The sequence below is a fragment of the Chitinophaga sp. CCNWYY40 genome (assembly GCF_037483205.1).
Taxonomy (GTDB): domain Bacteria; phylum Bacteroidota; class Bacteroidia; order Chitinophagales; family Chitinophagaceae; genus Chitinophaga; species Chitinophaga ginsengisegetis.
Genome location: NZ_JBBHLF010000005.1, coordinates 39066 through 62293, shown reverse-complemented (window position 1 = coordinate 62293; position 23228 = coordinate 39066). Strand labels below are relative to the sequence as shown.

Genomic DNA, 23228 nt, shown 5'->3' with positions numbered 1-23228 from the left:
AGCAGATTAGGTGATTAACTATTAGGTGCGAATGTCGGGAATTTTATTCAAACAGGAAGGGGGAAGACTTAAAGCCTTCCCCCTTTTCGTTTGAATGTGATCACATATAATTTGCTACACCATTTCGCCTTTATTGAGCCGGATAAACTTATCTACACAGGAAGGCAGTTCATCTTCGTAGTGGGTAACAAAGATGAGTGTTACCGGCATGTGTTCGCACAGCTGTTCTATCACCTTTTTGAAATGTAGTTTTTGCTGGGTATCCAGTCCCTGGCAGGGCTCATCAAAGATCAGCAGGGGCGGATTTTTAACAAGGGCGCGGGCCAGCAAGGTTAGGCGCTGCGCGCTTTCAGGCACCTGTTTGAACGGCGCCTTTTCGTGTTCGGCTATATTCAGAATGCTCATCCAGTCGCGGGCCACCTGTTGTTGTCCGGGAGTAGCCGGCCTGGTGCTGCCAATTACATCCGAGAAGCCGGAGCATACCACCTGGAGGCAGTTATCGCGGGAGGTAAAATACTGGTGCAGTTCCGGCGATACGAAGCCGATTTTTTTCTTGATATCCCAGATACTTTCCCCGCTGCCCCGTTTCCGATCGAACAGCCAGAGCTTATTGGCATACGCCTGTGGATTATCGCCGTTTACAAGACTCAGCAGGGTGGATTTACCTGCGCCATTGGGCCCCAGCAAAGCCCATTTTTCGTTTGGCTTAACCGTCCAGTTGATGTTGTTGAGGATGGTATTTTCGCCGTATTTAATATGGATGTCCTCCATCCGCACAATCGTATCAAATTGTTGTTGCTGGCTGTTTTGCACCAGTGCTGTTATTTTATCAGCCTCCATTTCCGGCAGCGTTATTGCTGTTGCCGCGGGTAATGGCAGCTGTGTAAATTCGCTGCGTGTATACTTGCCAGTTATACTCCCATTTTCCAGGGTAAGCACATGCGTAATATGTTCGGGAATTTCATGAGGGGTGGTAGCCAGCAATACGGTGGCGCCACCGGCAATGATTTCATTGATCATATTGCTGAAATCCTTCCTGGCCTGTACATCCAGCCCGATGTAGGGATTATCCAGCATGAGCAGTTGCGGCTGTTGGATGAGGGCGCGTGCAATCATTACCCGACGGGTTTCGCCATTGGATAATTTGATGAGCCGTTTTTCCATCAGCGGGGCAATACGCAGTGGCTGAAGTAATGCCGGTAGTTCGGTGAGTTCCAGGTATTCCATTACGGTGGGGGAATTATCTGCATCCATGCTGTTGAAGCGTTGCTGATAATAAAAATCCGTAGTGGTATTGGAGAGGTTGCGGAAGGTATGATGATGTCCTACCAGGGCTACCAGGTTGCGGTAATTAAACCAGGGATCTGTGATGGTATGCTGCCGGCACCACTCGTCGTAAAAGTGGTAATGGATGCTACCATTGATGATATTAAATTTACCAAGAATGGTATTCAGCAGGGCGGTTTTACCGGAACCGCTGGGCCCTGTGATGGCCCATTGTTCTCCTTTGTTGATCTGCCAGGTGAGGGTATTGAATAATGTTTTATCGAGATACCTCACCGTAATATGTTCCAGTGAGAGGAATGGCGTTTGCTGTGCTGTCATAGTTTGAACGATTGGACTCAGTATTCTTCTGTCGGATATAAAATTAACCCGATTATTGAAAGCTTCCAGTAAATTTATGGCAAAGTTTGAGGGTATGATCTGGAATATAAAATCATTTGAAGAATTAACCACTGCAGAACTCTATGCTATCCTGCATTTGCGCAGTGAAGTATTTGTGGTGGAGCAAAATTGCGCTTACCAGGATCTGGACTATTCCGACCAGAAGGGGCTGCATTTAATGGGAACAGATGAAGAAGGCCGGTTGTTGGCGTATACCCGTATTTTTCCACCGGGAATCAAGTTTAAAGAGGCTTCTATCGGCAGGGTGATTACTTCTCCGCTGGCCCGCGGCAAAGGTGCGGGAAGGGAACTGATGGAGCGTTCTATTGCAGCGCTACAGGAGCATTATGGTGTGATTCCTATCAGGATCGGGGCGCAGCAATATTTACAGCGGTTTTATACTTCACTGGGGTTTGAGCAAACCAGTGATACTTATATGGAAGATGGAATTCCTCACATTGAGATGCTGAGGCGGAGCGGGGAGATCGCCTTCGGCGATTAAATTGTCTTGGAGCAGGATTACGCTGATTAACCGTGATGCAAATGATTTTTCCACCTTTTGTTTAAAATATTGAGGGGAGATAAAAGCGAATATCCGCTTCTATCTCCCCTTATTCTTTTTATAATCTAAAATCCGCTAAAATAAAATCATAATACTCACGGTTAATCAGCGTAATCCTGCTCCAAGACAATTTAATCGCCGAAGGCGATCCTTCCGCTCTACCGCTTTGGTATTTTTTTCTTTTTTTCTTCTTTATTGGGTGCGTGCTCTTTCACCCGGTAGAAAGGGATAACATATGAGATGGTGTATTGCACATCGAAAGCAGATCTTTTGGAACCACTGCCAAAACCGGGAATGACCAGCGGCGTCATGTTATCGGTTTTCACACTGTTAACCAGGATGCGTTCCCGGATGTTCCAGCCCATAAAAAGGTTCTTCAGTACTTCTACCTTTAATCCTACCAGCAGCTCTACCCAATGGGCATTTACCGCGGTTTTGGGCACGCTGCCGCTGAGGTTATCACCCCAATAGGTGTTTTTGATGGAATACGTGGGAACGGAATAATTAAAATGAGAGAATCCGTAACGGAAACCTGCATAGAACATATTCTTTTCAGAAACATATTGTCTTTTCAGAAAATTATAATCAACACCCAGGGTTACAAACATACCGTTCCCTTTGTAGGTGTAATTGGTATCGCTGTAGGGGGTGTTGGCGTAGCCGCCTTCAAAGGCAACGTAAAGATTACTGTTGATACGGGCATCGGCTACTACTGTTACTTCTTTCCTATAAGGATAATAGATAGCAGAAACGATACGGCTGAGATCCACTCCTATCCGCACGCCGCCCGGAATAAACCAGGAGCTGTCTTTATGCGCCAACACTGCCGCTTTTGCCGTATCGGCAAGTGCTTTATGGGTAGTATCTGCTTTAACAGTTTTGGGCAGCGTATCCGTTTTAACGGTGGCCGGCTTGTTTTGTGCCGTGGCAGCAACGCTGAGCAGGATACTAGTCAAAAAAGAAATACAAAGTAAGATGCGTGTCATTACTGCTAGTTACGGACTTATTATTAATTACAACAGAATCGATGGTATGCATGGTGGTGATGACGGTATCTATATTAAAATAGGTACCAAAACCACATCCGGGGGAAATAAAATGTTGTTGCCGTGTATACCTGATCTTTAAGGTATCAGGTACAAAGCTGGAATCCACTTTCAGGTAAAAGAGGCTGCTGTCTGCTATCGGCGATAGCTGGAAGAACAGGTCGCCCAGTGCCTGACTTCTGTAAATGCTATCTCTGCCAAATGCATATGCGGTTACTTTGGGCATCACAGTATCTGATAATCTGTCATTGAGTTTGCGCATAAGATGCGTATGGTAATCATTCCGCAAAGTTTGATCGCATACTTTCGTTTCATTTTCACAGGCGACGATGCCCGCGAAAATGAAACAGGTGAGTAATATCTGGTAGATGCTTTTCATTACTTGTTTACAGTTGGCAAGATATTAAATTCCCAGCTCCTTTTTGAGGAATCTGGCGGTATGACTTTCTTTGCAGGTACTTACCTGTTCGGGAGTGCCGGTACATAAAATGGTACCGCCGCCGCCGCCGCCTTCCGGCCCCAGGTCTACAATGTAGTCAGCCATTTTAATAACGTCCAGGTTATGTTCAATGACCAGTACGGTGTTGCCTCTGTCTACCAGTTTGTACAGCACTTTTAGCAGCAGCTGTATATCCTGGAAATGCAGCCCCGTTGTTGGTTCATCGAGGATATAGATGGTTTTGCCGGTATCTTTCTTGGAAAGTTCGGTGGCCAGTTTTACCCGCTGGGCCTCTCCTCCGGAGAGGGTTACAGCAGATTGTCCGAGGGTAATGTATCCCAGTCCAACGTCCTGCAGTGTTTTTATTTTGCGGTAGATCCACGGTACCGGCTGGAAAAATTCCACGGCTTCATCTACCGTCATGTCCAGCACATCGGAAATGGACTTGCCTTTGTAGCGTATTTCCAGCGTTTCGCGGTTATACCGGCGACCGTTACATTTTTCACAATGCACGTATACATCCGGCAGGAAATTCATTTCGATCACGCGCATGCCGCCGCCTTCACAAACGTCGCAGCGACCGGTTTTTACATTAAATGAAAAACGGCCGGCATTATATCCCCTGATCTTGGCTTCCGGTACGGAAGCAAAGAGGGTTCTGATGTCGGTGAAAAATCCGCAGTACGTAGCGGGATTGCTGCGTGGGGTGCGGCCTATGGGCGATTGGTCAATTTCAATCACTTTATCAATAAACTCCAGTCCCTTGATGCTTTTGTAGGGCATGGGAACCATCTTGGAGTCGTACGCATGTTTGGAAAGAATGGGATACAGGGTTTCATTGATCAGGGTAGATTTACCGCTGCCGGAAACGCCGGTAACACAAATGAAAGTACCGAGGGGCAGTTTCAGGTTTACATTCTTCAGGTTGTTGCCGGACGCGCCTTTCAGTTCCAGGAAATTACCGTTGCCTTTGCGGCGTTGTTCGGGTATTTCCGGGGAGGTATTGCCATTCAGGTATCCGGCGGTGGGGGTATTGAGTTTAAGGATTTGTTTGGGCGTGCCCTGTGCAATGATCTGGCCGCCATGCACACCTGCGCCGGGGCCGATGTCTACCAGGTGATCGGCGTGGAGCATGATGTCTTTGTCGTGTTCCACTACAATGACGGTATTGCCCATGTCTTTCAGGTTGCGGAGGGCATCTATCAACTGCATGTTATCGCGCTGATGTAAACCAATACTGGGTTCATCCAGGATATAGGTGATGCCCATGAGTTGGGATCCTATCTGCGTGGCGAGGCGGATACGCTGTGATTCGCCGCCACTGAGGCTCCGGGTGGGACGGTTCAGGGTGAGGTAGTTTAATCCTACGTTCAGCAGGAACCCAAGTCTTTCGCGGATTTCTTTCAGAATATCCTTGGCGATGGCATTTTGTTTTTTCTCAAGACGGTTTTCAATATTTCCAAACCAGGCCAGGAGCTTATCCAGGTCCATGTTACCGAGTTCGGAGATATTTTTTTCATCGATCTTGAAAAACAGGCTTTCCTTTTTGAGGCGGGCGCCGTTACATTCGGGGCAGGTGCTCAGTTTCATGAAGCCTTCTGCCCAGCTGCGTACATGATCGGAGGAGGTGTCGTTGAAATAACGGCGAACCATATTTACTACGCCTTCGTATTCAGTGGCGTATTCGGTGCTGCCGTTGCTTTCTCCAAATTCCAGGTCTACTTCCAGTTTGCCGTTTTCATCACCAAACAACAATACGTTGAGGGCTTTTTGCGGAATGCTGGAAATAGGGGCTGTTAAGGAAAATTTATACTTTTTGGCGAGTTGTTGTACCTGTTTAAAGGTAAAGGTATCACGTGCTTCGCCCAATGGTTTTAATCCGCCGTCGGTGATGGAGATGTTGTAATCTGGGATTACTTCGTCCATATCTATCTGGTAGATAGTGCCAAGACCTTTACAGCGCGGGCAGGCGCCGTAGGGGGAGTTAAAGGAGAAGGTGTTTGGACTGGGCTCTTCGTAGGAAAGGCCGGTTTCCTCGCACATCAGTTGCTTACTGTACTGGCTCACTTTATTGGTGTCGTGGTCCATAATAAACAGTAATCCTTTTCCCATCGTGAGCGCTTTTTGTACGCTCTGGCTGATCCGGGTGCGGGCATCTTCCTGCACCTGGATACGGTCTATCACAAGTTCGATGTCGTGGATCTTGTAGCGGTCCACCTGCATTCTTTCTTTCAGGTCTTCTATTTCCCCGTCGATCCGCACTTTGAGGTAGCCTTGTTTGCGTACCTGTTCAAACAGTTCCCGGTAGTGGCCTTTTCGTCCGCGTACGAGCGGGGCGAGGATAGCCAGCTTTTTGTTCTTATAATGTTTGAAAAGATGCGCCAGTATTTCCTCTTCTGAGAAGCGGGTCATGGGTTTGTTGGTATTGTAGGAGTAGGCGGTTCCGGCGCGTGCGTAGAGCAGGCGGAGGAAATCGTAGATCTCCGTGATGGTACCAACAGTAGACCGTGGATTTTTATTGGTCGTTTTCTGTTCTATAGAAATAACGGGAGAAAGTCCGGTGATTTTATCCACATCGGGCCTTTCCATATCGCCGATAAACTGGCGGGCATAAGCGGAAAAGCTTTCCATGTAACGGCGTTGTCCTTCTGCATAGATGGTATCAAATGCCAGTGATGATTTACCACTGCCGCTGATGCCGGTGATCACTACCAGTTTATTTTTGGGCAACTGCAGATCCAGGTTTTTCAGGTTATGCTCCCGGGCGCCAAAAATGGCTATTTGTTCATCTGCCGGGGCTTGCGCCACGGTAGTATCGGGTACATTCTCTTTTTTCTTTGCCATAATATTAAACTACTAAGCTACGGCATAATTGCGAATTTTCGGTTTTGTATTGCTAAGAATTTTAGCGAAGTGAGGGAAGAAGCGCCTTCGGCGCTGGTAAATTGTCCTGGAGCAGGATTTTGGGATTAATCGTGATTACGCTGATTTATCCACCATTTGATATAAATAATCCGGGGAGATAAAAGCGGATTCGCTTCTATCTCCCCGGAACAGTCATGTCTAATCCTGGAAATACAATCGCCGAAGGCGATTCTTTTCGCTTAGGCTTTATATTTTTTAAATATTACAATCGCATTATGACCACCAAAACCGAAGGTATTGCTCATGGCTACATTTACAGTACGCTGCTGTGCCTTACCGAGAGTGAGGTTCAGGTTGGTAGGGATTCCTTCACCCAATACGGAAGTATTGATGGTGGGAGGAACGATATCTTCCTGTGTAGCTTTGATACAAGCGATGGCTTCAATAGCGCCGGCAGCTCCGAGCAGGTGACCTGTCATGGATTTGGTAGCGCTGATATTGAGTTTTTGCACATGGTCACCAAACGCGGCAACAATGGCTTTTAATTCGCTGAGATCTCCTACTGGAGTGGAAGTGGTGTGTGAGTTGATATAGTCTACATCGGTAGTGGCAATCTCGGCATCTTCCAGGGCCTGTTCCATACCTAAGCGTGCGCCCATACCTTCAGGGTGGGTAGCCGTGAGGTGGTAGGCATCGCAGGTCATGGCGCCGCCAATCATTTCTCCGTAGATGGTAGCACCTCTGGCGATAGCGTGTTCATATTCTTCCAGGATGATAGCGCCTGCGCCTTCACCCATTACAAACCCATCACGTTCTATATCGAACGGGCGGGAAGCATGTGCTGCATCTTCGTTGCGGGTAGATAATGCTTTGAGGGCATTGAATCCTGCAATACCGGCGCGGGTTACAGGGGCTTCAGAACCACCTGCCACAATTGCGTTGGCTTTACCGAGACGGATGTAGTTGAAAGCATCTACCAGGGCGCTGGTAGAGGAAGCGCATGCAGAAACTGTACAGAAGTTGATGCCCATGAAACCATATTTCATAGCTATCTGGCCTGCTGCAATATCACATATCAATTTAGGAATAAAGAAAGGGTTGAATTTAGGGACAAAGTTGGCCTGTGTAAATTCAACGATCTGTTCTTCGAACGTAAGCATTCCGCCATTGCCGGATGCCCAGATTACACCAATTTTAGTTTTGTCGATGTTGGCACTATCGAGACCGGCATCCTGTACTGCTTCCTGTGCAGCCGCCATAGCGTACTGGGTGAAGCAATCCATTTTACGGGCTTCCTTCTTTTCCATATATTTTTCCACATCAAAACCTTTGACTTCACAGGCGAATTTTGTTTTAAACTCTGTGGTGTCAAATTTAGTGATGGGGCCGGCGCCACTAACGCCTGCCTTCATATTGTTCCAAAAAGTATTTACATCATTCCCGATAGGTGTTAATGCTCCCAAGCCGGTAACCACAACCCTTTTCAGTGTAACAGTACGCATATTTTTTACTTTAATAAAAAAAGTTAGAGCGCAAATTTAGTTACTTATTGTTATGATTAAGCATATTCATTAAGATAATATAATATAACTTTTTGGAATTTACGATGAAAGCCGGTGTGGATGCGGTTTTATACGTATGAGCGCGCAGGATCTGACAGTCTCCTTACTTTTTTCCGGACATTTTTATCTTAAAAATGTGCGAATGCAAGGAAATTGTAACCTCGTAAAAGGAAACTCTCCGCAAATAAACGGTAATATATTATCAGGCAGCAGCTACTACTGCCGGTACCGGCAGGGTGGTAATTTTCCGGGTACGCTGTTTCAGGAAGCAGATGACTTCAGCATCTGTCTGGAAGCGGTCGCCGATATTTACAAAGTGTTTGGCCAGCAGGTCGTAACGTTTGCCCATCAGGAAGGCCCATACGTGCAGGAAATGGATGCCATCAAATACAATGGCGTCATTGCTGATATAATCGCCCAGTGTTTTGGTGAAGTATACAGGATGCTCTGTCCAGTGCATGCTGGGTTTTACGTGGTGACTGATATGATAGCCATCGTTCCAGCACTTGTGATTATATTTTGTATTGATACAGGTGATGCTGTTTTTGTAAGAATTTTCCGGCTCTTCCGGGTCAATAAATGCATGCTGGGCCCAGTTGCCTACCATCATAATTACGCGGGAAATGAGGAAGGGCAATATAAATACCACGAAGGTGGCAGGGAAGTTAATAAAGGATAATCCTACGCAGGCGGCAATGAAAAGCACTTCACCCCTTACGAGTTTTACCATTAACTTATTTCTTTTTTTACGGAGATGATAGCGGGCGGTGTCATATACTCCCAGCGTAACAAAGTTTCCGAGGTATGCGAGGAATCCGCGGAAGGAATCGCGCTGGTATATCATTGTGCAGCTGTCGTCGTCCGGCATATTGTTTTCCGGATGATGCATACCGATATGATGGGAATAGTATGATTCCGGTGTTTGTCCGAATAAGGGACCGATCGCCCAGGGCAGGTAATTATTCCAGAACTGGTACTTCTTTTCAAAAAATACACGGTGACTGGTACAGTGGAGCATCAGACCAAAAGGCCCTTTGAAGGTAATGTTATTCAGGAACTGGTAAGCAATAGCAGCGCCCCACCAAACCCAGTTGTTTAATCCGGGAATATACATGAGTATAGCCAGCGGCCAGAGAGTGAAAGTAATTTTCAGTGTCAGGTACACAAAGGGAAGGTCACGCTCATCCCTGATCCAGCTTTTAAAAAGACGGTCAAGTGCGGTTTCATGTGTTGGCTTTACGTAAACTGGGTCAGTAAGTTGAGAAAGTTGTTTCATACGCTCAGTGTATTTTACTACAGTTGTAATAATGTTGGCCTGGAGCCGGTGAATTATTATAACGCTCCCCCGGAAGATATATTATGCCGTATAGGGTAACTGAAGATAACCATTTTTTTCTTCTCTGGTAGTAATTACAGGTATTTTTGTAATTTCCGTTTCGATGCGTATCTGTCAGAGGGGAACATACCCTGTAATATGTAATAAAAATATGTGGATGTGTGGAAATGTTCAGGTAATTCCATTTTCATATATGCCAAAACCAATCACTATACATGAAGCGATTAACCCTTAAGGATGTTGCAAAAATGGCCGGAGTAGCGCCTTCCACGGTCTCTTTCGTTTTAAACGGAAAGGGAAAGCAAATGCGTATCCGCGACGAAGTGGCCACCAGGATTATGCAGGTGGCGGAAAAATCGGGATACGAGCCTCACCGTATGGCGGTTAATCTCCGTACCGGGCAATCCAAAACCCTGGGCCTGATCGTGGAAAGTATTTCCGGAAGTTTTTTTGCCAGTCTTGCCAAAACAATTGAAACGGAAGCAGAGCGCAAAGGATATAATGTAGTGTATTGCAGCACTGAAAACAATGCCCAGAAAGGCGGGGAGTTAATACGCATGCTTGGCCGGCAAATGGTAGACGGTTACCTGATTACACCGGCGCCGGGTATGGAGAAGGAAATCCAGCAACTGGTACAGCAGCATAAGCCGGTAGTGCTGATGGACAGCTATTTCCCGTCTATCAAAACGCCCTATGTACTGATCAATAACTTCGACGGTGTGCAGCAGGGGATGAAACACCTGATCAGCAAGGGCTTCACTAAAATAGGTTTTGTGATGGTAGATGTGAAGCTGATACAGATAGAAGAACGCCTGCGGGGCTATACCACCGCACTGAAGGAACATAAGATCCCCGTAAAGAAAAAATACATCCTGCAGCTGCAATACCACCGGCAGCGGGAAGACTCTCTGAATGAGCTGCAGGCTTTCATAGAAGCCAATCCTGAACTGGATGCCATCTTTTTCTCTACCAACTACCTGGGCATCCTGGGGCTGGAAGTGATTGCCAGGATGGGATTGAAGATGCCCGACGATATCGCCGTACTGTGTTTCGATGATCACGACATCTTCCGTTTATATCCTCCCGGTATATCTGTGATAGAGCAGCCAATAGAAGGTATCGCCAAAACGGCCATAGACCTGCTTATGCATCAGCTGGATAAAAACAGCGGGCCCATGAAAAAAACGGCAGTGGAATTACCCGGAAAGTTTATCCTGAGGGGATCGGCTTAACCGCCGCTACCACTTGTAAAAAAAGCGTTAAATACTTGCAAATGCTGGAAAAATATTTATACTTTTAGAATTGGCTATTGTAGTTTAAGAGGAAAGGATTCGCTGAATCTTTTTTTTCTATGCCTGTGCTAAATCGATTTTGTAAAAATTTCACGGTATCTTCACACCCCGGAGTGTGACATTGACCAAAAGGATCATTTTTGTTGTATATAATATCTAATTCATGAAAAAAGTTGGACTGTTAGCAGCCGCTTTATTATGCCTGCATGGTGCACACAGCCAAACGGTAAATAAAGTTGCTGAGCCGGCGGAATGGGTAAATACCCTGATGGGCACTGATTCCAAAGTGAGCTTATCAAACGGGAACACCTATCCTGCCATTGCCCTGCCCTGGGGTATGAACTTCTGGATGCCACAAACCAATACGATGGGGAATGGCTGGGCGTATCAATACACCGCTGATAAAATCAGGGGATTCAAGCAAACGCACCAACCTTCACCGTGGATCAACGACTATGGCCAGTTTGCCATTATGCCCGTTACCGGTACCGTGAAGTTTGACCAGAACAAACGCGCCAGCTGGTTTTCTCATAAATCAGAAGTAGCCAAACCATATTATTACAGCGTATACCTCGCCGATCCGGACGTTACCACAGAAATTACGCCCACGGAAAGAGCCGCCCAGCTGCGGTTTACCTACCCGGCCACCGACAGCGCTTTTATCGTGGTAGACGCATTCGATAAAGGTTCCTATATTAAAATATTACCGGACGAAAAGAAGATTATCGGGTATACCACCAAAAACAGCGGCGGCGTACCATCCAACTTCAAAAACTACTTTGTTATCAAATTTGATAAACCATTTACCGTAGCCGATATCTGGCACGACTCTGTACTGGTGAAAGGTCAGCTGGAACTGCAGGCAGATCATACCGGCGCCGTGGTTGGTTTTAAAACAAAGAAAGGCGAAAAGGTAGGCATTAAAACCGCCTCCTCTTTTATCAGCTTTGAACAGGCAGAATTAAACCTGCAACGCGAAATTGGCCAGGACAACTTTGACGCTACGTGTAAGAAAGCAAAGGACAGCTGGAATAAAGAACTCGGCAGACTGGCCATAGAAGGCGGTACCAGCGACCAGGTAAGTACTTTCTACTCTTCCCTGTACCGCACCATGCTCTTCCCGCGCAAGTTCTATGAGATTAATGCAAAGAACGAAATAGTACACTACAGCCCGTTCAATGGCCAGGTATTACCAGGCTACATGTTCACCGATAACGGGTTCTGGGATACCTTCCGCGCGGTACATCCTTTCTTCACCCTGATGTATCCTACACTCAGCTCACATATCATGGAAGGATTATCCAACGCTTACAATGAAAGCGGCTGGTTACCTGAGTGGGCAAGCCCCGGTCACCGCGACTGTATGGTAGGTTCCAACTCCGCATCACTGATCGCCGACGCCTATTTAAAAGGTATCCGCGGATATGATATCAATAACCTCTACAAAGCTATTCTGAAGAATACGGAAAACGAAGGTCCGCTCAGCTCTGTAGGCCGCCTGGGTGTTAAGTATTACAACACCCTCGGCTATGTGCCTTACGATGTGGAAGTAAATGAAAACGCCGCGCGTACCCTGGAATACGCATACGACGACTTCACCATTTACCAGCTGGCAAAAGCACTGAACCGTCCGAAAAGCGAAATCGATCTTTTTGAAAAACGCTCCCAGAACTACCGCAATCTCTTTGATCCGGAAACAAAACTGATGCGTGGAAAAAACAAGGATGGTAAATTCCAGACGCCGTTCAATCCATTCAAATGGGGCGACGCCTTTACAGAAGGAAACAGCTGGCACTATACCTGGTCTGTATTCCACGATGTGCAAGGGTTGGCCAAACTGATGGGTGGCCGCGACATGTTTGCCAAGATGCTGGATTCTGTTTTCAACATGCCACCGGTATTTGATGAAAGCTATTACGGCACCGTTATCCACGAAATACGCGAAATGCAGATCATGAACATGGGACAGTATGCTCACGGCAACCAGCCCATTCAGCACATGATCTATCTGTATAACTATGCAGGCCAGCCCTGGAAAACACAATACTGGATCCGCCAGGTAATGAGCCGTTTGTACAAAGCCACTCCGGATGGATATTGTGGCGATGAAGACAACGGTCAAACCAGCGCCTGGTACGTGTTCTCTGCAATGGGCTTCTATCCTGTTTGTCCGGGTACCCAACAATATGTACTGGGTACACCACTCTTCTCCAAACTCACCATGACTTTCGAAGATGGTAAGAAAATGGTGATCAACGCGCCGGGCAACAGCGACACGAACCTGTATGTGCAAAAGGCATCCTTAAACGGACAGCCTTATTCAAAGAACTGGATCAGCCACCAGGACCTGCAGAAAGGCGGTACCCTGGAATTCAAAATGGGCGCTACTCCTGAGAAATCAAGAGGAACCGAGCCTGCGGCTTATCCATATTCCTTTTCAGCAACAGCGAATAAATAACACATACTACCTGTAAACGATTTTCATTGTTCACTGAAATATTTCATCCCGACTCTTCGGGATGTATCAAATTTCTTACGCGGAGGTTGTCTTACTCAGGATTAAACTGATATTTTTCTTTTGATTTTAAAAGATTTTTAAAAATTCTATAAAAAAGATTTAAAAGATTTCAGCGAAATCAGTTTAATCAGTTTAATCCTGAGTAAGACAACATCCGATAAAATCAGCCGCCATGAGAAAACTACTTTTACCTTTACTCTTCTTTCCGTCCCTGTGCACAATGGCACAGGAAAACGTAATACAATATGTGAAGCCGATTACCGGCACACAACGGATGGGACACACCTATCCTGGCGCCACCGTACCTTTTGGTATGGTGCAGCTTAGTCCTGAAACCGATACTATTCCTTATGAAATGAACGGGAAGTATAACCCCGATGTATATAAGTATTGCGCGGGTTACCAGTATGAAGATAAAACGATCGTTGGCTTCAGCCATACCCACTTCAGCGGTACCGGCCACTCCGATCTGGGCGATTTTTTAATCATGCCTACCGTAGGCGCCCTGCAATTAAATCCCGGTACGGCAGATCATCCTGAAAGTGGCTACAGATCCACATTCTCCCATAGCACTGAAGTAGCGGAACCCGCTTATTATAAAGTGAAACTGGAAGATGATAACATCCTCGCAGAACTCACCGCCTCCAACCGCGTGGGATTTCACCAGTATACTTTTCCCGGTACAAACCAGGCGCACATCATTCTTGATATGATGTCCGGCATTTACAACTACGACAACAAAAACGTGTGGACCTTCATCCGGGTAGAAAATGATACCCTGATCACCGGGTTTCGCCAAACTAACGGTTGGGCACGTACGAGAATAGAATATTTTGCAATGACCTTCTCCAAACCATTTGTACAATACGGGCATCAGAACTATGCGAAAGACGTGTACAAAGGCTTCTGGAGAAAGTTTGACCAGTCGAAGAACTTCCCCGAAATGGCAGGCAAACAGATCCGTGCTTATTTCGATTTTAAAACAGCACCCGGCGAAAAGATCAAAATTAAATTTGCCTTATCGCCGGTGAGCACCGAAGGCGCCCTGAAAAACCTGCGCGCAGAAATTCCAGGTTGGGATTTCGACCAGGTAAAACGCGACGGACAGGCACTGTGGACTAAAGAGCTGAACAAAATTCACATTGAATCAAAAAGCCGCGAAGAGAAGGAAAACTTCTACACCGCCATGTACCACGCGTTCATTAATCCAACTACCTACATGGATGTGGATGGCGCCTACCGCGGACTGGATATGAACATTCATACCGCCAACGGATATACGAATTATACTACTTTCTCCCTCTGGGATACTTACCGCGCATTGCACCCGCTGTTTAATGTGATCCAGCCGAAACGCAACGCTGATATGATCCAGTCGATGCTGAACCACTACGAACAAAGCGCGCAACATATGTTGCCTATCTGGTCGCACTATGCCAATGAAAACTGGTGCATGATCGGCTATCACAGCGTATCCGTTATTGCGGATGCCATCATGAAAGGCAATGCGCCCTTTGATGTAAACAAAGCACTGGATGCGTGCGTAACCACTGCACGGCACCGTACCTACGACGGGCTGGAATACTACATCGACAGGGGCTATATACCGGAAGATAAAAATGGTTCCTCTGTTTCGAAAACACTTGAATATGCATACGACGACTGGTGTATTGCACAGGTGGCAAAGAAGTTGGGAAGAACAGATCTTTATGAGGAGTTTATTAAACGTTCGCTGAACTATAAGAATGTATACGATTCCAATACAGGTTTCATGCGTCCCAAACTGAACGACGGTACCTTCAAAGCTAACTTTGATGCGCTGCAAACACACGACCAGGGCTTTATTGAAGGGAATGCCTGGAACTATAGTTTATACGTGCCTCATTATCCTGATGAAATGATTGCCATGATGGGCGGTAAGAAACAATTTACCACTCACCTCGATTCACTGTTTACTATGGAATTGCCCGATAAATTTTTTGCTGAAACAGAAGATATCACCCGCGATGGTATTATCGGTAACTACGTGCATGGTAACGAGCCTTCGCATCATGTGGCCTACCTGTATAACTGGACCGGCTATCCGTGGAAAACGCAGGAACGTGTACGCATGATCCTGAAAAAGATGTACCACCCCGGTCCTGATGGTCTTGGTGGTAACGACGACTGCGGACAAATGAGTGCCTGGTACATTTTCACCACGCTGGGCTTTTACCCGGTTTGTCCTGGTTCCGACCAGTATTCGCTGGGCAGTCCGGCTATTGATAAGGCAACGCTGCAGCTGGAAAACGGTAAAACCTTTGTGGTAGATGTGAAAAATCAAAGCGATAAAAATGTGTATGTGCAAAAGGTACTGCTCAATGGTGCGCCATTGAACCGGTTGTATATCACACATGCAGATATTATGAATGGCGGCACCATCACTTTTTATATGAGCGCCAAACCAAAGAAATAACAAGAATGCCCAATCAGACAACTGGCTGTTTCCGATTACGGAAGCAGCCTTTTTTTATGCCGGCATATTCCTATCTTGGTTGTAATAAACAACAAAATGGATCATATTGTTAAAGCAAATATCAACAACCTGGTTGATGTGTGGCGTACAGCCAGCACGCCTTTCAACGCCTGTGTAGAAGGGCCTGCTTTCAGCTGGTGCAGTGTGCCCGGTTTGGAATGGCCCAATAAATTATGGTTTAACGGAGATATTACGGAAGAAGTAATACAAACTGCACTGGATAGTATTCCTTCCGGCAAAATGGTAATTCCTTATTGGAATACTACCGGGGAAGAAATTATTATCGCGCATGGAGGGGTAAAAGGTTCTGAACAGGCAGGAATGTCGTTAAAACTGGAACGGCCGTTCCACACTGAGAACAGGCTGTTGTTCCGCGCGGTGAATACCCCTGCTGATGCAGCGTTATGGGCGGGAATTTATCCACAGGCATTTGGATACAGTATTGATCAGAAAATCCTGGAGGCTACGTATAGCTGTCTCCGTTATTACCTTGCTTTACTGGACGGGCAGCCGGTCGGCACTGCTATCCTGCATCTTCAGGATGGTATTGCCGGTATACACGGAGTGGGCGTGATTCCTGCGGCGAGAAGAAAAGGATTCGCCAATGAAATTATGGCATTTGTATTAAATGAATCCATAGCCTTGAATGCGGGCTATGCTACATTACAGGCGTCGCAAATGGGGAAAGGTATTTACCTGGACATGGGGTTTGAAGAGCAGTTTACCATCAGGAATTATGCTGTGCATAAGTGAATTTATTTTATAAAAAGAAAGGGGAACTCTTTTTACAGAGCTCCCCTTTTCTTTTTTATAAAGAATTAATTATTATGGATGCAGGGTAAATGACACGATACCCAACTGTACTTTTTGTGCCGCATCAATTGCTTTGTAGCGGAAATACAGGTTGTGTTTCTTGCCGTCTGCTACCGGGGTAAAGTTGAAGTTTACCTTGTTCGGAGCTTTTGGCTGTGCACCCGGACCAATGGTTACTTCACCCAGGCGGGTGCCGTTGGCATCATCCAGGAAGGCTTCCACTATATAGCCGGATTGTGGTGTTTCCTGTACCATATAAGCGAGTTCTATGCCGCTTACGCCGGTCAGATCCAGGTTGTTATAAGTGGCCCATCCTGCTGTGTTGGAAGGGATGAGGAACTTTGTACCATTTACAGCGAATACTGCCATGCCATCAGCTTTGCTGAAATCTGCTGCTGCCAGTTTTGGGCTGAGCAGTTCTGCAGCCGCAGTTCCGGTGATAGGTTTAATACCAGGACCACCTTTATCAGTATAGCTGGCCAGGAGGTACAACACGCCGTTGTCTTTTGCTTCACCACCCAGTGTTGGGTTGATGCTGCCGTTTACAGGCAGTGAAGGCACTTTAGGTGCATTGCCACCGATAGAATAAATATATTCCACCAGCTGTTTGGCTTCACCCTGAGAAATGCCCGGATGCGCCGACATAGCGGTTTCACCCCATACGCCGCCACCGCCGTTGATGATCTTTTTAGCGAGCATTTCAGGAGCAGCAGGATCGTCTTTGTACTTTTCTGTTATTTGTTTGAAGGAAGGTCCGATAGATTTTTCATCCGGCTTGTGGCAGGTTTTACAATCAGATACTTCCATGATATTTTTACCTGCAATAGCGCCGGTAATAATCTGGTGGCCCTGTGGTTGCGCTGCTTTATCACGTCCTTCAACATAATCTGCTTTCACAAAAATGTTATTGGCATCCAGTTTACCATCTGCAGAGTTGCCATCTTCCTTATCGGAGATATTAACTGTATACTGCACGGGTTTGCCCGGGAAGTAGAACATCTGGTTACCGGTGATATTGATCTTTACATCAGGCGTTTCATTACCGGCGTACAGATCAATGGATTTACTCTTTGTTTTGGCGCCTTTATCATCTGCCACTTCCACAAATACAGGGTATTCGCCGGCCGCGCTGTAGGTATATTCTACCGTAGGTTCAGTGGTTTCTTTCTTTGTGCCATTGCCAAAATTCCAGAGATAAGTGAGTTTATCGCCGTCAGGATCTTTAGATCCTTCTGCGGTTAATTTCACTTTAAATGGTAAGCCGCCGGTAGTGCGCGTAGCGTGGATATTGGCTACAGGCGCGCGGTTGCCGCCATTGAAGTCAATGCGGGAAAGCCCTGCATCTGCGTTTTTGCTAAACCATCCGTTACCATATTCGAGGATATACAAACGGCCGTCAGGACCCATTTCCATATCGATGGGAGCATTCAGTTTGGTGTTGGGTATAAACTTTTCCATTTTGGAGAAGTTACCGTTTTTGTCCATTGTTACGGCCATTACCCATCCACGGATCCAGTCGTAGATAAACAGTTTATCGTTATAGTAATCCGGGAAACGGGTTTCTTTCGGATAAAATTCGCTGTGGTAAATCGGGCCCGCTTCTGCGTTACGGCCACCGCTGCCTACAATCGGGAACTCGTCTGATTTCGCATACGGATACCAGATGAAGGCGGGAGTAGCCGGTGGCAACTCTTTCAAACCGGTGTTGTTGCGGGAATCATTGATTGGTTTCAGCGGATCGAAATAAGGACCGCTTTCACCTGTTTCGTAATTGTATTGACGGTATGGTTTATTATTGGCAATAAACATCGGGTAACCGAAGAACCCGGGCTTTTTCGCCTGGTTTATTTCATCGTATCCTCTTGGCCCCCGCAGGGAGTCGTCGTTGTTGGCATCCGGCCCTACTTCTCCCCAATATACATATCCTGTTTTCTGGTCTACCGACATCCGGTAAGGATTACGTGTACCCATTGCATAAATTTCAGGACGGGTGCCTTTGGTGCCTTTCGGGAACAGGTTACCATCCGGAATAGTGTAGGAGCCATCAGCTTCAACCTTGATGCGGATGATCTTTCCGCGCAGGTCGTTGGTGTTGGCTGATCCGCGGCGGTCATCATACTGCAGGTGACCGGGACGGTCATCAGTAGGACCATAACCTTTGCTCACATATTTTTGTCCCGGTTCATCAAACGGAGTAGTGTTGTCGCCGGTGGATAAGTACAGCAATCCGCCTGGTCCGAAAGCAATGGAACCACCGGTATGGCAGCAGATATCGCGTTGGGAGTAGAATTGCAGAATTACTTTTTCGGAAGACATATCCAGTTTGTTGTTTTCAAATTTGAAACGTGACAAACGGTTTACGGAAGTATCTACCGGTGAATACATCGCGTAGATGTAGTGATTGTTTTTAAAGTCGGGGTCTGCGGCAAGGCCGAGGAAACCTTCTTCTGCATTTACCTTTGGTACATCGGTATGATGATATACTTTGAGGAAACCTACCTGTGAGAGTTTCTTTTCTGCTGCGTTGTAAAGCATCAGCTCTCCGCGGCGTTGCGCCACCAGGATGTCCAGGTTAGGGAGTATAGCCATTTCCGTTGGTTCAAAGAACTCACCGGATACGAGCACATTTTTAGTGAAGCGGTCTTCTTCCGGTACACGCAGGGTTTTAGCTGCGCTGTAGTCGAGCACCTGGTTTTTACCGATAGCATATTTGATACCGCCGGCGAGGTGTTTCAGGAAAAGACTGTCGGTATAAGATTCTTCTGTATGACCAAGGCCGGTATAAAAAGCGCGGCCGCCATCGTAATCATGATACCAGCTGATGGGATGATTGCCTTTCATAGTACCGCCCTGGTATGATTTCTCGTCCAGTTTCAGCAGTACCGTAGTGGTGGTATCCACATCTTTATAATTATACCACTCATCGGTATGTTCCCATTTTTCGGGAAGTCCTTCTGTAGCGGGAAAAGATTTTTCTATTACATCAATTATAGCTTTGTGAACGCCCGGAGGATGGCTCTGGAACCATGCACCGGCGAGGTGGTTATACCAGCCCCATTCGTATTCGGTGTCAGCTGCGGCATGTACACCCACATAACCGCCACCTGCCTGGATATATCTTTCGAAATCGGCTTCCTGGTAGTTATCGAGTACATCACCGGTAGTGTTCAGGAAGATAACAGCTGCATATTGCGCCAGGGTATCTTCATTAAATTTAGCGGCATTTTCTGTAGTGTCTACATCAAATCCGTTTTCCAGTCCCAGTTTCTGAATGGCTTTAATACCAACAGGGATAGAGCTGTGGCGGAACCCGCCGGTTTTGGTAAATACCAGCACTCTGGGTTTACCGGGGCGCGATTTTTTACAGGCTGCGAGGCCAACAACAACAAGTGCCAGCAGCAGAAAAATTCTGAGAGTACGTTTCATTATAACGGATTATTTTTTGGGTTTCCAGTTACCGATGGCGTATTCAATGCCACCCAGTAAATGTTTCAGATATACAGGATCCTGGTAAGCTTCTTTCACATGTCCCATTTCGGTATAAAAGGCGCGGCCTCCTTCAAAGTCGTGATACCAGCACATAGGATGGTTATCGCCGTTTTTGCCGCCGGTATAGCTGGATTCATCAATTTTGATGAGCACATGTACATCGGGATTGAGGTCTTTGAAATTGTACCATTCGTCTTTGCGGATCCATTCGTCCGGTAAATCTTTTGTAGCCGGATGATTATGGTCCACTACTTTGAGGGTAGCTGTTTGCTGACTCGGATGACTCAGGAACCATGCGCCGGCGAGTTTGTTATACCACGGCCAGTCGTATTCCGTATCTGTAGCTGCGTGGATACCCATCCATGCACCGCCTTTGTGGATATAGTTCTGAAAAGCCTCCTGTTGGGCGTTGTCGAGTACATCGCCGGTGGTGCAGCTGAAAATTACGGCTGCATATTTTTTCAGATTATCAGTAGTAAAGGCGCTGGCATCTTCCGTAGTATCTACTTCAAAGCCATTTTCCTTTCCGAGTTGCATGATCGCTATTTTGGCAGCGGGAATGCAATCGTGGCGGAAGCCTTTTGTTTTTGAGAACACGAGTACCCTTTTGGCCTTGTGTTTATGCTTTGCCTGCACTGAAATAGTGCCGGCGAGGAGCAAGAGTGTAATAAACGCGGTTAGTGCTTTCATCTTATTTTACGTGGGAATGGAAATTAAAAATTCGGAAAAGTAAAAAGCAAAAAGCTACTGAAGTATTGAGATAAGCGAGCGCCATCTCCGCTTCAGTAGCTTTTTGCTTAATGCTTTTACGCTATCCGGAAATTAAAGAACTCTTATTTTGATATTGCGGTACCATACATCATCGCCGTGATCCTGCAGGGCGATATGACCTTTCGCATACTTGCCGAACTCTTTCCAGTCGTGGAATTTGCTTTTTGCTACCAGGGCATACCATTCAGGCGTGCCCATTGTAGTTTCTGCAGTTTTCACGCCATTGAGCCAGAGGGTCAGGTGACCATCTTTCTTCGTTAATTTGGCGGAATTCCACTCACCAACAGGTTTGGCTGGTCTGGTAGAAGCTTTGATGAGATCGTATAATTCACCCGCATTGTGTTTTGGGTTTTTACCATCGGGATGGCCCGCATCATCAATCACCTGCATTTCAGGACCGGAGAGGTAAGTTTGGCTTAAAGACGGATCTTCATGAACGCTGAAGATAAGACCGCTGTTGCCGCCCGGAGAAATTTTCCATTCGTAACTCAGCTCATAGTTTTCGTATTCCGCATCGGTAACGAGATCTCCGCCGGGTGCGCCATTCTTTTTAGCTTCCTGGTTCAGACCGATCGCACCATCTGTTACGCCCCATGCAGGACTGGCAGTGGATTTCAGGTAAGTATGCCAGCCTTTGGTAGAAGTACCATCGAACAGGAGTACCCATCCTTGCTTCTTTTCCTTTGCCGACAGGGTATTTAATTTCTGGGCTTTTACTGCGGTGGTACCGAGAACGGCAGCTACCATCAGTGCACCCATGATTAATTTTTTCATTCCGGATGATTGAGTTTATGATAAATCAATTATTTGCCAATAGATAAGATATAGCTTACCATTTCTTTGGCATCTTCTTTTGAAATCTGTGGATGTGGTAACATAGCTACTTCGCCCCAGTTACCGGAACCGCCTTTGATGACTTTCTCCGCCAGTTTTTCCACATTTTCCGGGGTGTTAGGATATTTGCCTGCAATGTCTTTCAGGGCAGGTCCTACCACTTTCATTTCTTCTTTATGACATGTTTTACAATCGCTTTCAGCCATCAGTGTTTCGCCTTTGCTTGCTGGTTTGTTAGCGCTTGGCGAAACCATTGAATTATCTGCTGCTGGGCTTTCATGAGTGCTAACGCTGTCAGCGTTTTCTGCTTTTTTCTCACCACCTCCGCAAGCTGCAAAGAATAATACACTTAATACGAGCGGCGCCAGATATCTCTTTCTCATTTGTTGATTTTTTTTTATTTGGTTATTGTTTACTAACGATCGGTGGATTGGTTGGCTATTATATTACAAGCCTAATATTCTTTTATTGAAAGCATCATCGGTACCGCCTCCTGCAAAGTCATCAAATGCCTTTTCAGTAACACGGATAATATGATCCTTGATGAAGGGGGCGCCTTCTTTAGCGCCATCTTCCGGATGTTTAATACAACATTCCCATTCCATAACGGCCCAGCCGGCAAAATCGTATTGCGCCATTTTACTGAAGATGGATTTAAAGTCGACCTGGCCATCGCCCAGAGAGCGGAAACGGCCCGGGCGGTCGATCCATGCCTGGTATCCGCCGTAAACGCCGGAGCGGCCGGTGGCATTGAATTCGGCATCTTTTACGTGAAAGGCTTTGATCCTTTCGTGGTAAATATCGATATACTCAAGATAATCGAGGCATTGCAGCAACAGGTGGCTGGGATCGTACAGGAGGTTAGCGCGGGTATGGTTACCGGTGGCTTCCAGGAAGCGTTCAAAGGTGATACCGTCGTGCAGGTCTTCTCCCGGGTGAATTTCATAGCAAACGTCTACGCCGTTGGCATCAAATTCATTGAGGATCGGGAGCCAGCGTTTCGCCAGTTCGGCAAAACCTGTTTCCACCAGTCCGGCTGGACGCTGTGGCCACGGATACATAGCCGGGGCCCATAACAGGGCGCCGCTGAATGTAGCGTGGGCAGTGAGGCCCAGGTTACGGCTGGCTTTCGCAGCATATTTCAGCTGGTTTACCGCCCACTCTGTGCGCGCCTGGATATTATTGTGATATTGTGCAGGTGCGAAGCCGTCGAACATCTCCGTAAAAGCCGGGTTAACTGCTACCAACTGTCCCTGCAGGTGTGTGCTGAGTTCAGTGATTTCCAGTCCGGCTGCATTTACGATGCCTTTGATTTCATCTGCATAGGTTTTGCTTTCGGCAGCCTTTTGCAGGTCTATCAGGCGTGTTTCCCAGGTGGGGATCTGTACTCCTTTGAAACCAATGGAGGCGGCCCATTCGCAGATGGATTTCAGATTATTGAAAGGCGCTTCATCTCCCATGAACTGCGCCAGAAAAATACCAGGTCCTTTTATCGTTTTCATATGCTCAATCTGGTGATGA

16 protein-coding genes are annotated in these 23228 nt (G+C 46.6%); 5 read left to right on the top strand and 11 right to left on the bottom strand.

Annotation, left to right across the window (positions count from 1 at the left end; all coding sequences use genetic code 11):
* Positions 1 to 114: 114 nt before the first annotated feature.
* The gene (locus tag V7S65_RS19220; RefSeq protein WP_336387883.1) at positions 115 to 1605 is read right to left on the bottom strand and encodes an ATP-binding cassette domain-containing protein; all 1491 of its coding nucleotides are present in this window, start codon (positions 1603 to 1605) and stop codon (positions 115 to 117) included.
* Positions 1606 to 1699: 94 nt separating this feature from the next.
* Between V7S65_RS19220 and V7S65_RS19215 the strand changes: the two genes are divergently transcribed.
* Complete coding sequence (locus V7S65_RS19215) at positions 1700 to 2167, top strand: GNAT family N-acetyltransferase (RefSeq protein ID WP_079470068.1); 468 nt, start codon at positions 1700 to 1702, stop codon at positions 2165 to 2167.
* Between the two features lie 218 nt (positions 2168 to 2385).
* Here the strand turns inward: V7S65_RS19215 and V7S65_RS19210 are convergent, their stop codons facing one another.
* The 5 genes from V7S65_RS19210 to V7S65_RS19190 all read right to left on the bottom strand — a co-directional run bounded on the left by V7S65_RS19210 (position 2386) and on the right by V7S65_RS19190 (position 9415).
* A complete protein-coding gene (locus V7S65_RS19210) occupies positions 2386 to 3183 on the bottom strand; it encodes a DUF6048 family protein (RefSeq protein ID WP_111576955.1) in 798 nt (265 codons plus the stop codon).
* A complete protein-coding gene (locus tag V7S65_RS19205) occupies positions 3176 to 3652 on the bottom strand; it encodes a DUF6452 family protein (RefSeq protein WP_079469678.1) in 477 nt (158 codons plus the stop codon). The genes V7S65_RS19210 and V7S65_RS19205 overlap by 8 nt, the downstream gene beginning before the upstream one ends.
* 24 nt (positions 3653 to 3676) lie before the next feature.
* Entirely contained in the window at positions 3677 to 6556 is a 2880-nt protein-coding gene (gene uvrA, locus V7S65_RS19200; protein WP_336387884.1) for an excinuclease ABC subunit UvrA, read from the bottom strand.
* A 260-nt stretch (positions 6557 to 6816) separates the two neighbouring features.
* Positions 6817 to 8079: a beta-ketoacyl-ACP synthase II gene (gene fabF / locus V7S65_RS19195; protein WP_079469676.1), complete on the bottom strand. Its 1263-nt coding sequence runs from the start codon at positions 8077 to 8079 to the stop codon at positions 6817 to 6819.
* Positions 8080 to 8341: 262 nt separating this feature from the next.
* The gene (locus V7S65_RS19190; protein ID WP_336387885.1) at positions 8342 to 9415 is read right to left on the bottom strand and encodes a fatty acid desaturase family protein; all 1074 of its coding nucleotides are present in this window, start codon (positions 9413 to 9415) and stop codon (positions 8342 to 8344) included.
* 275 nt (positions 9416 to 9690) lie between these two features.
* Between V7S65_RS19190 and V7S65_RS19185 the strand changes: the two genes are divergently transcribed.
* The 4 genes from V7S65_RS19185 to V7S65_RS19170 all read left to right on the top strand — a co-directional run bounded on the left by V7S65_RS19185 (position 9691) and on the right by V7S65_RS19170 (position 16553).
* Positions 9691 to 10707 carry a LacI family DNA-binding transcriptional regulator gene (locus tag V7S65_RS19185; RefSeq protein ID WP_079469674.1) on the top strand — a complete coding sequence of 339 codons (1017 nt, stop codon included), beginning with the start codon at positions 9691 to 9693 and terminating at the stop codon, positions 10705 to 10707.
* Between the two features lie 223 nt (positions 10708 to 10930).
* The gene (locus V7S65_RS19180) at positions 10931 to 13225 is read left to right on the top strand and encodes a GH92 family glycosyl hydrolase (RefSeq protein ID WP_336387886.1); all 2295 of its coding nucleotides are present in this window, start codon (positions 10931 to 10933) and stop codon (positions 13223 to 13225) included.
* Between the two features lie 232 nt (positions 13226 to 13457).
* Positions 13458 to 15740 carry a GH92 family glycosyl hydrolase gene (locus V7S65_RS19175; RefSeq protein WP_336387887.1) on the top strand — a complete coding sequence of 761 codons (2283 nt, stop codon included), beginning with the start codon at positions 13458 to 13460 and terminating at the stop codon, positions 15738 to 15740.
* A gap of 96 nt (positions 15741 to 15836) precedes the next feature.
* On the top strand, positions 15837 to 16553 hold the full coding sequence (locus V7S65_RS19170) for a GNAT family N-acetyltransferase (RefSeq protein WP_336387888.1): 717 nt from the start codon (positions 15837 to 15839) through the stop codon (positions 16551 to 16553).
* Positions 16554 to 16625: 72 nt separating this feature from the next.
* On the opposite strand, the gene V7S65_RS19165 is transcribed toward V7S65_RS19170, so the two are convergent.
* The 5 genes from V7S65_RS19165 to V7S65_RS19145 form a co-directional block, all read right to left on the bottom strand.
* Entirely contained in the window at positions 16626 to 20039 is a 3414-nt protein-coding gene (locus tag V7S65_RS19165) for a ThuA domain-containing protein (protein WP_336387889.1), read from the bottom strand.
* 9 nt (positions 20040 to 20048) lie between these two features.
* Entirely contained in the window at positions 20049 to 20792 is a 744-nt protein-coding gene (locus tag V7S65_RS19160; RefSeq protein ID WP_079469669.1) for a ThuA domain-containing protein, read from the bottom strand.
* Between the two features lie 132 nt (positions 20793 to 20924).
* On the bottom strand, positions 20925 to 21647 hold the full coding sequence (locus tag V7S65_RS19155) for a 3-keto-disaccharide hydrolase (protein ID WP_336387890.1): 723 nt from the start codon (positions 21645 to 21647) through the stop codon (positions 20925 to 20927).
* Positions 21648 to 21676: 29 nt separating this feature from the next.
* Positions 21677 to 22090, bottom strand: coding sequence for a c-type cytochrome (locus tag V7S65_RS19150; RefSeq protein ID WP_079469667.1), 414 nt, complete (start codon positions 22088 to 22090; stop codon positions 21677 to 21679).
* 63 nt (positions 22091 to 22153) lie between these two features.
* On the bottom strand, positions 22154 to 23209 hold the full coding sequence (locus V7S65_RS19145; RefSeq protein WP_079469666.1) for a sugar phosphate isomerase/epimerase family protein: 1056 nt from the start codon (positions 23207 to 23209) through the stop codon (positions 22154 to 22156).
* Between the last annotated feature and the right edge of the window lie 19 nt (positions 23210 to 23228).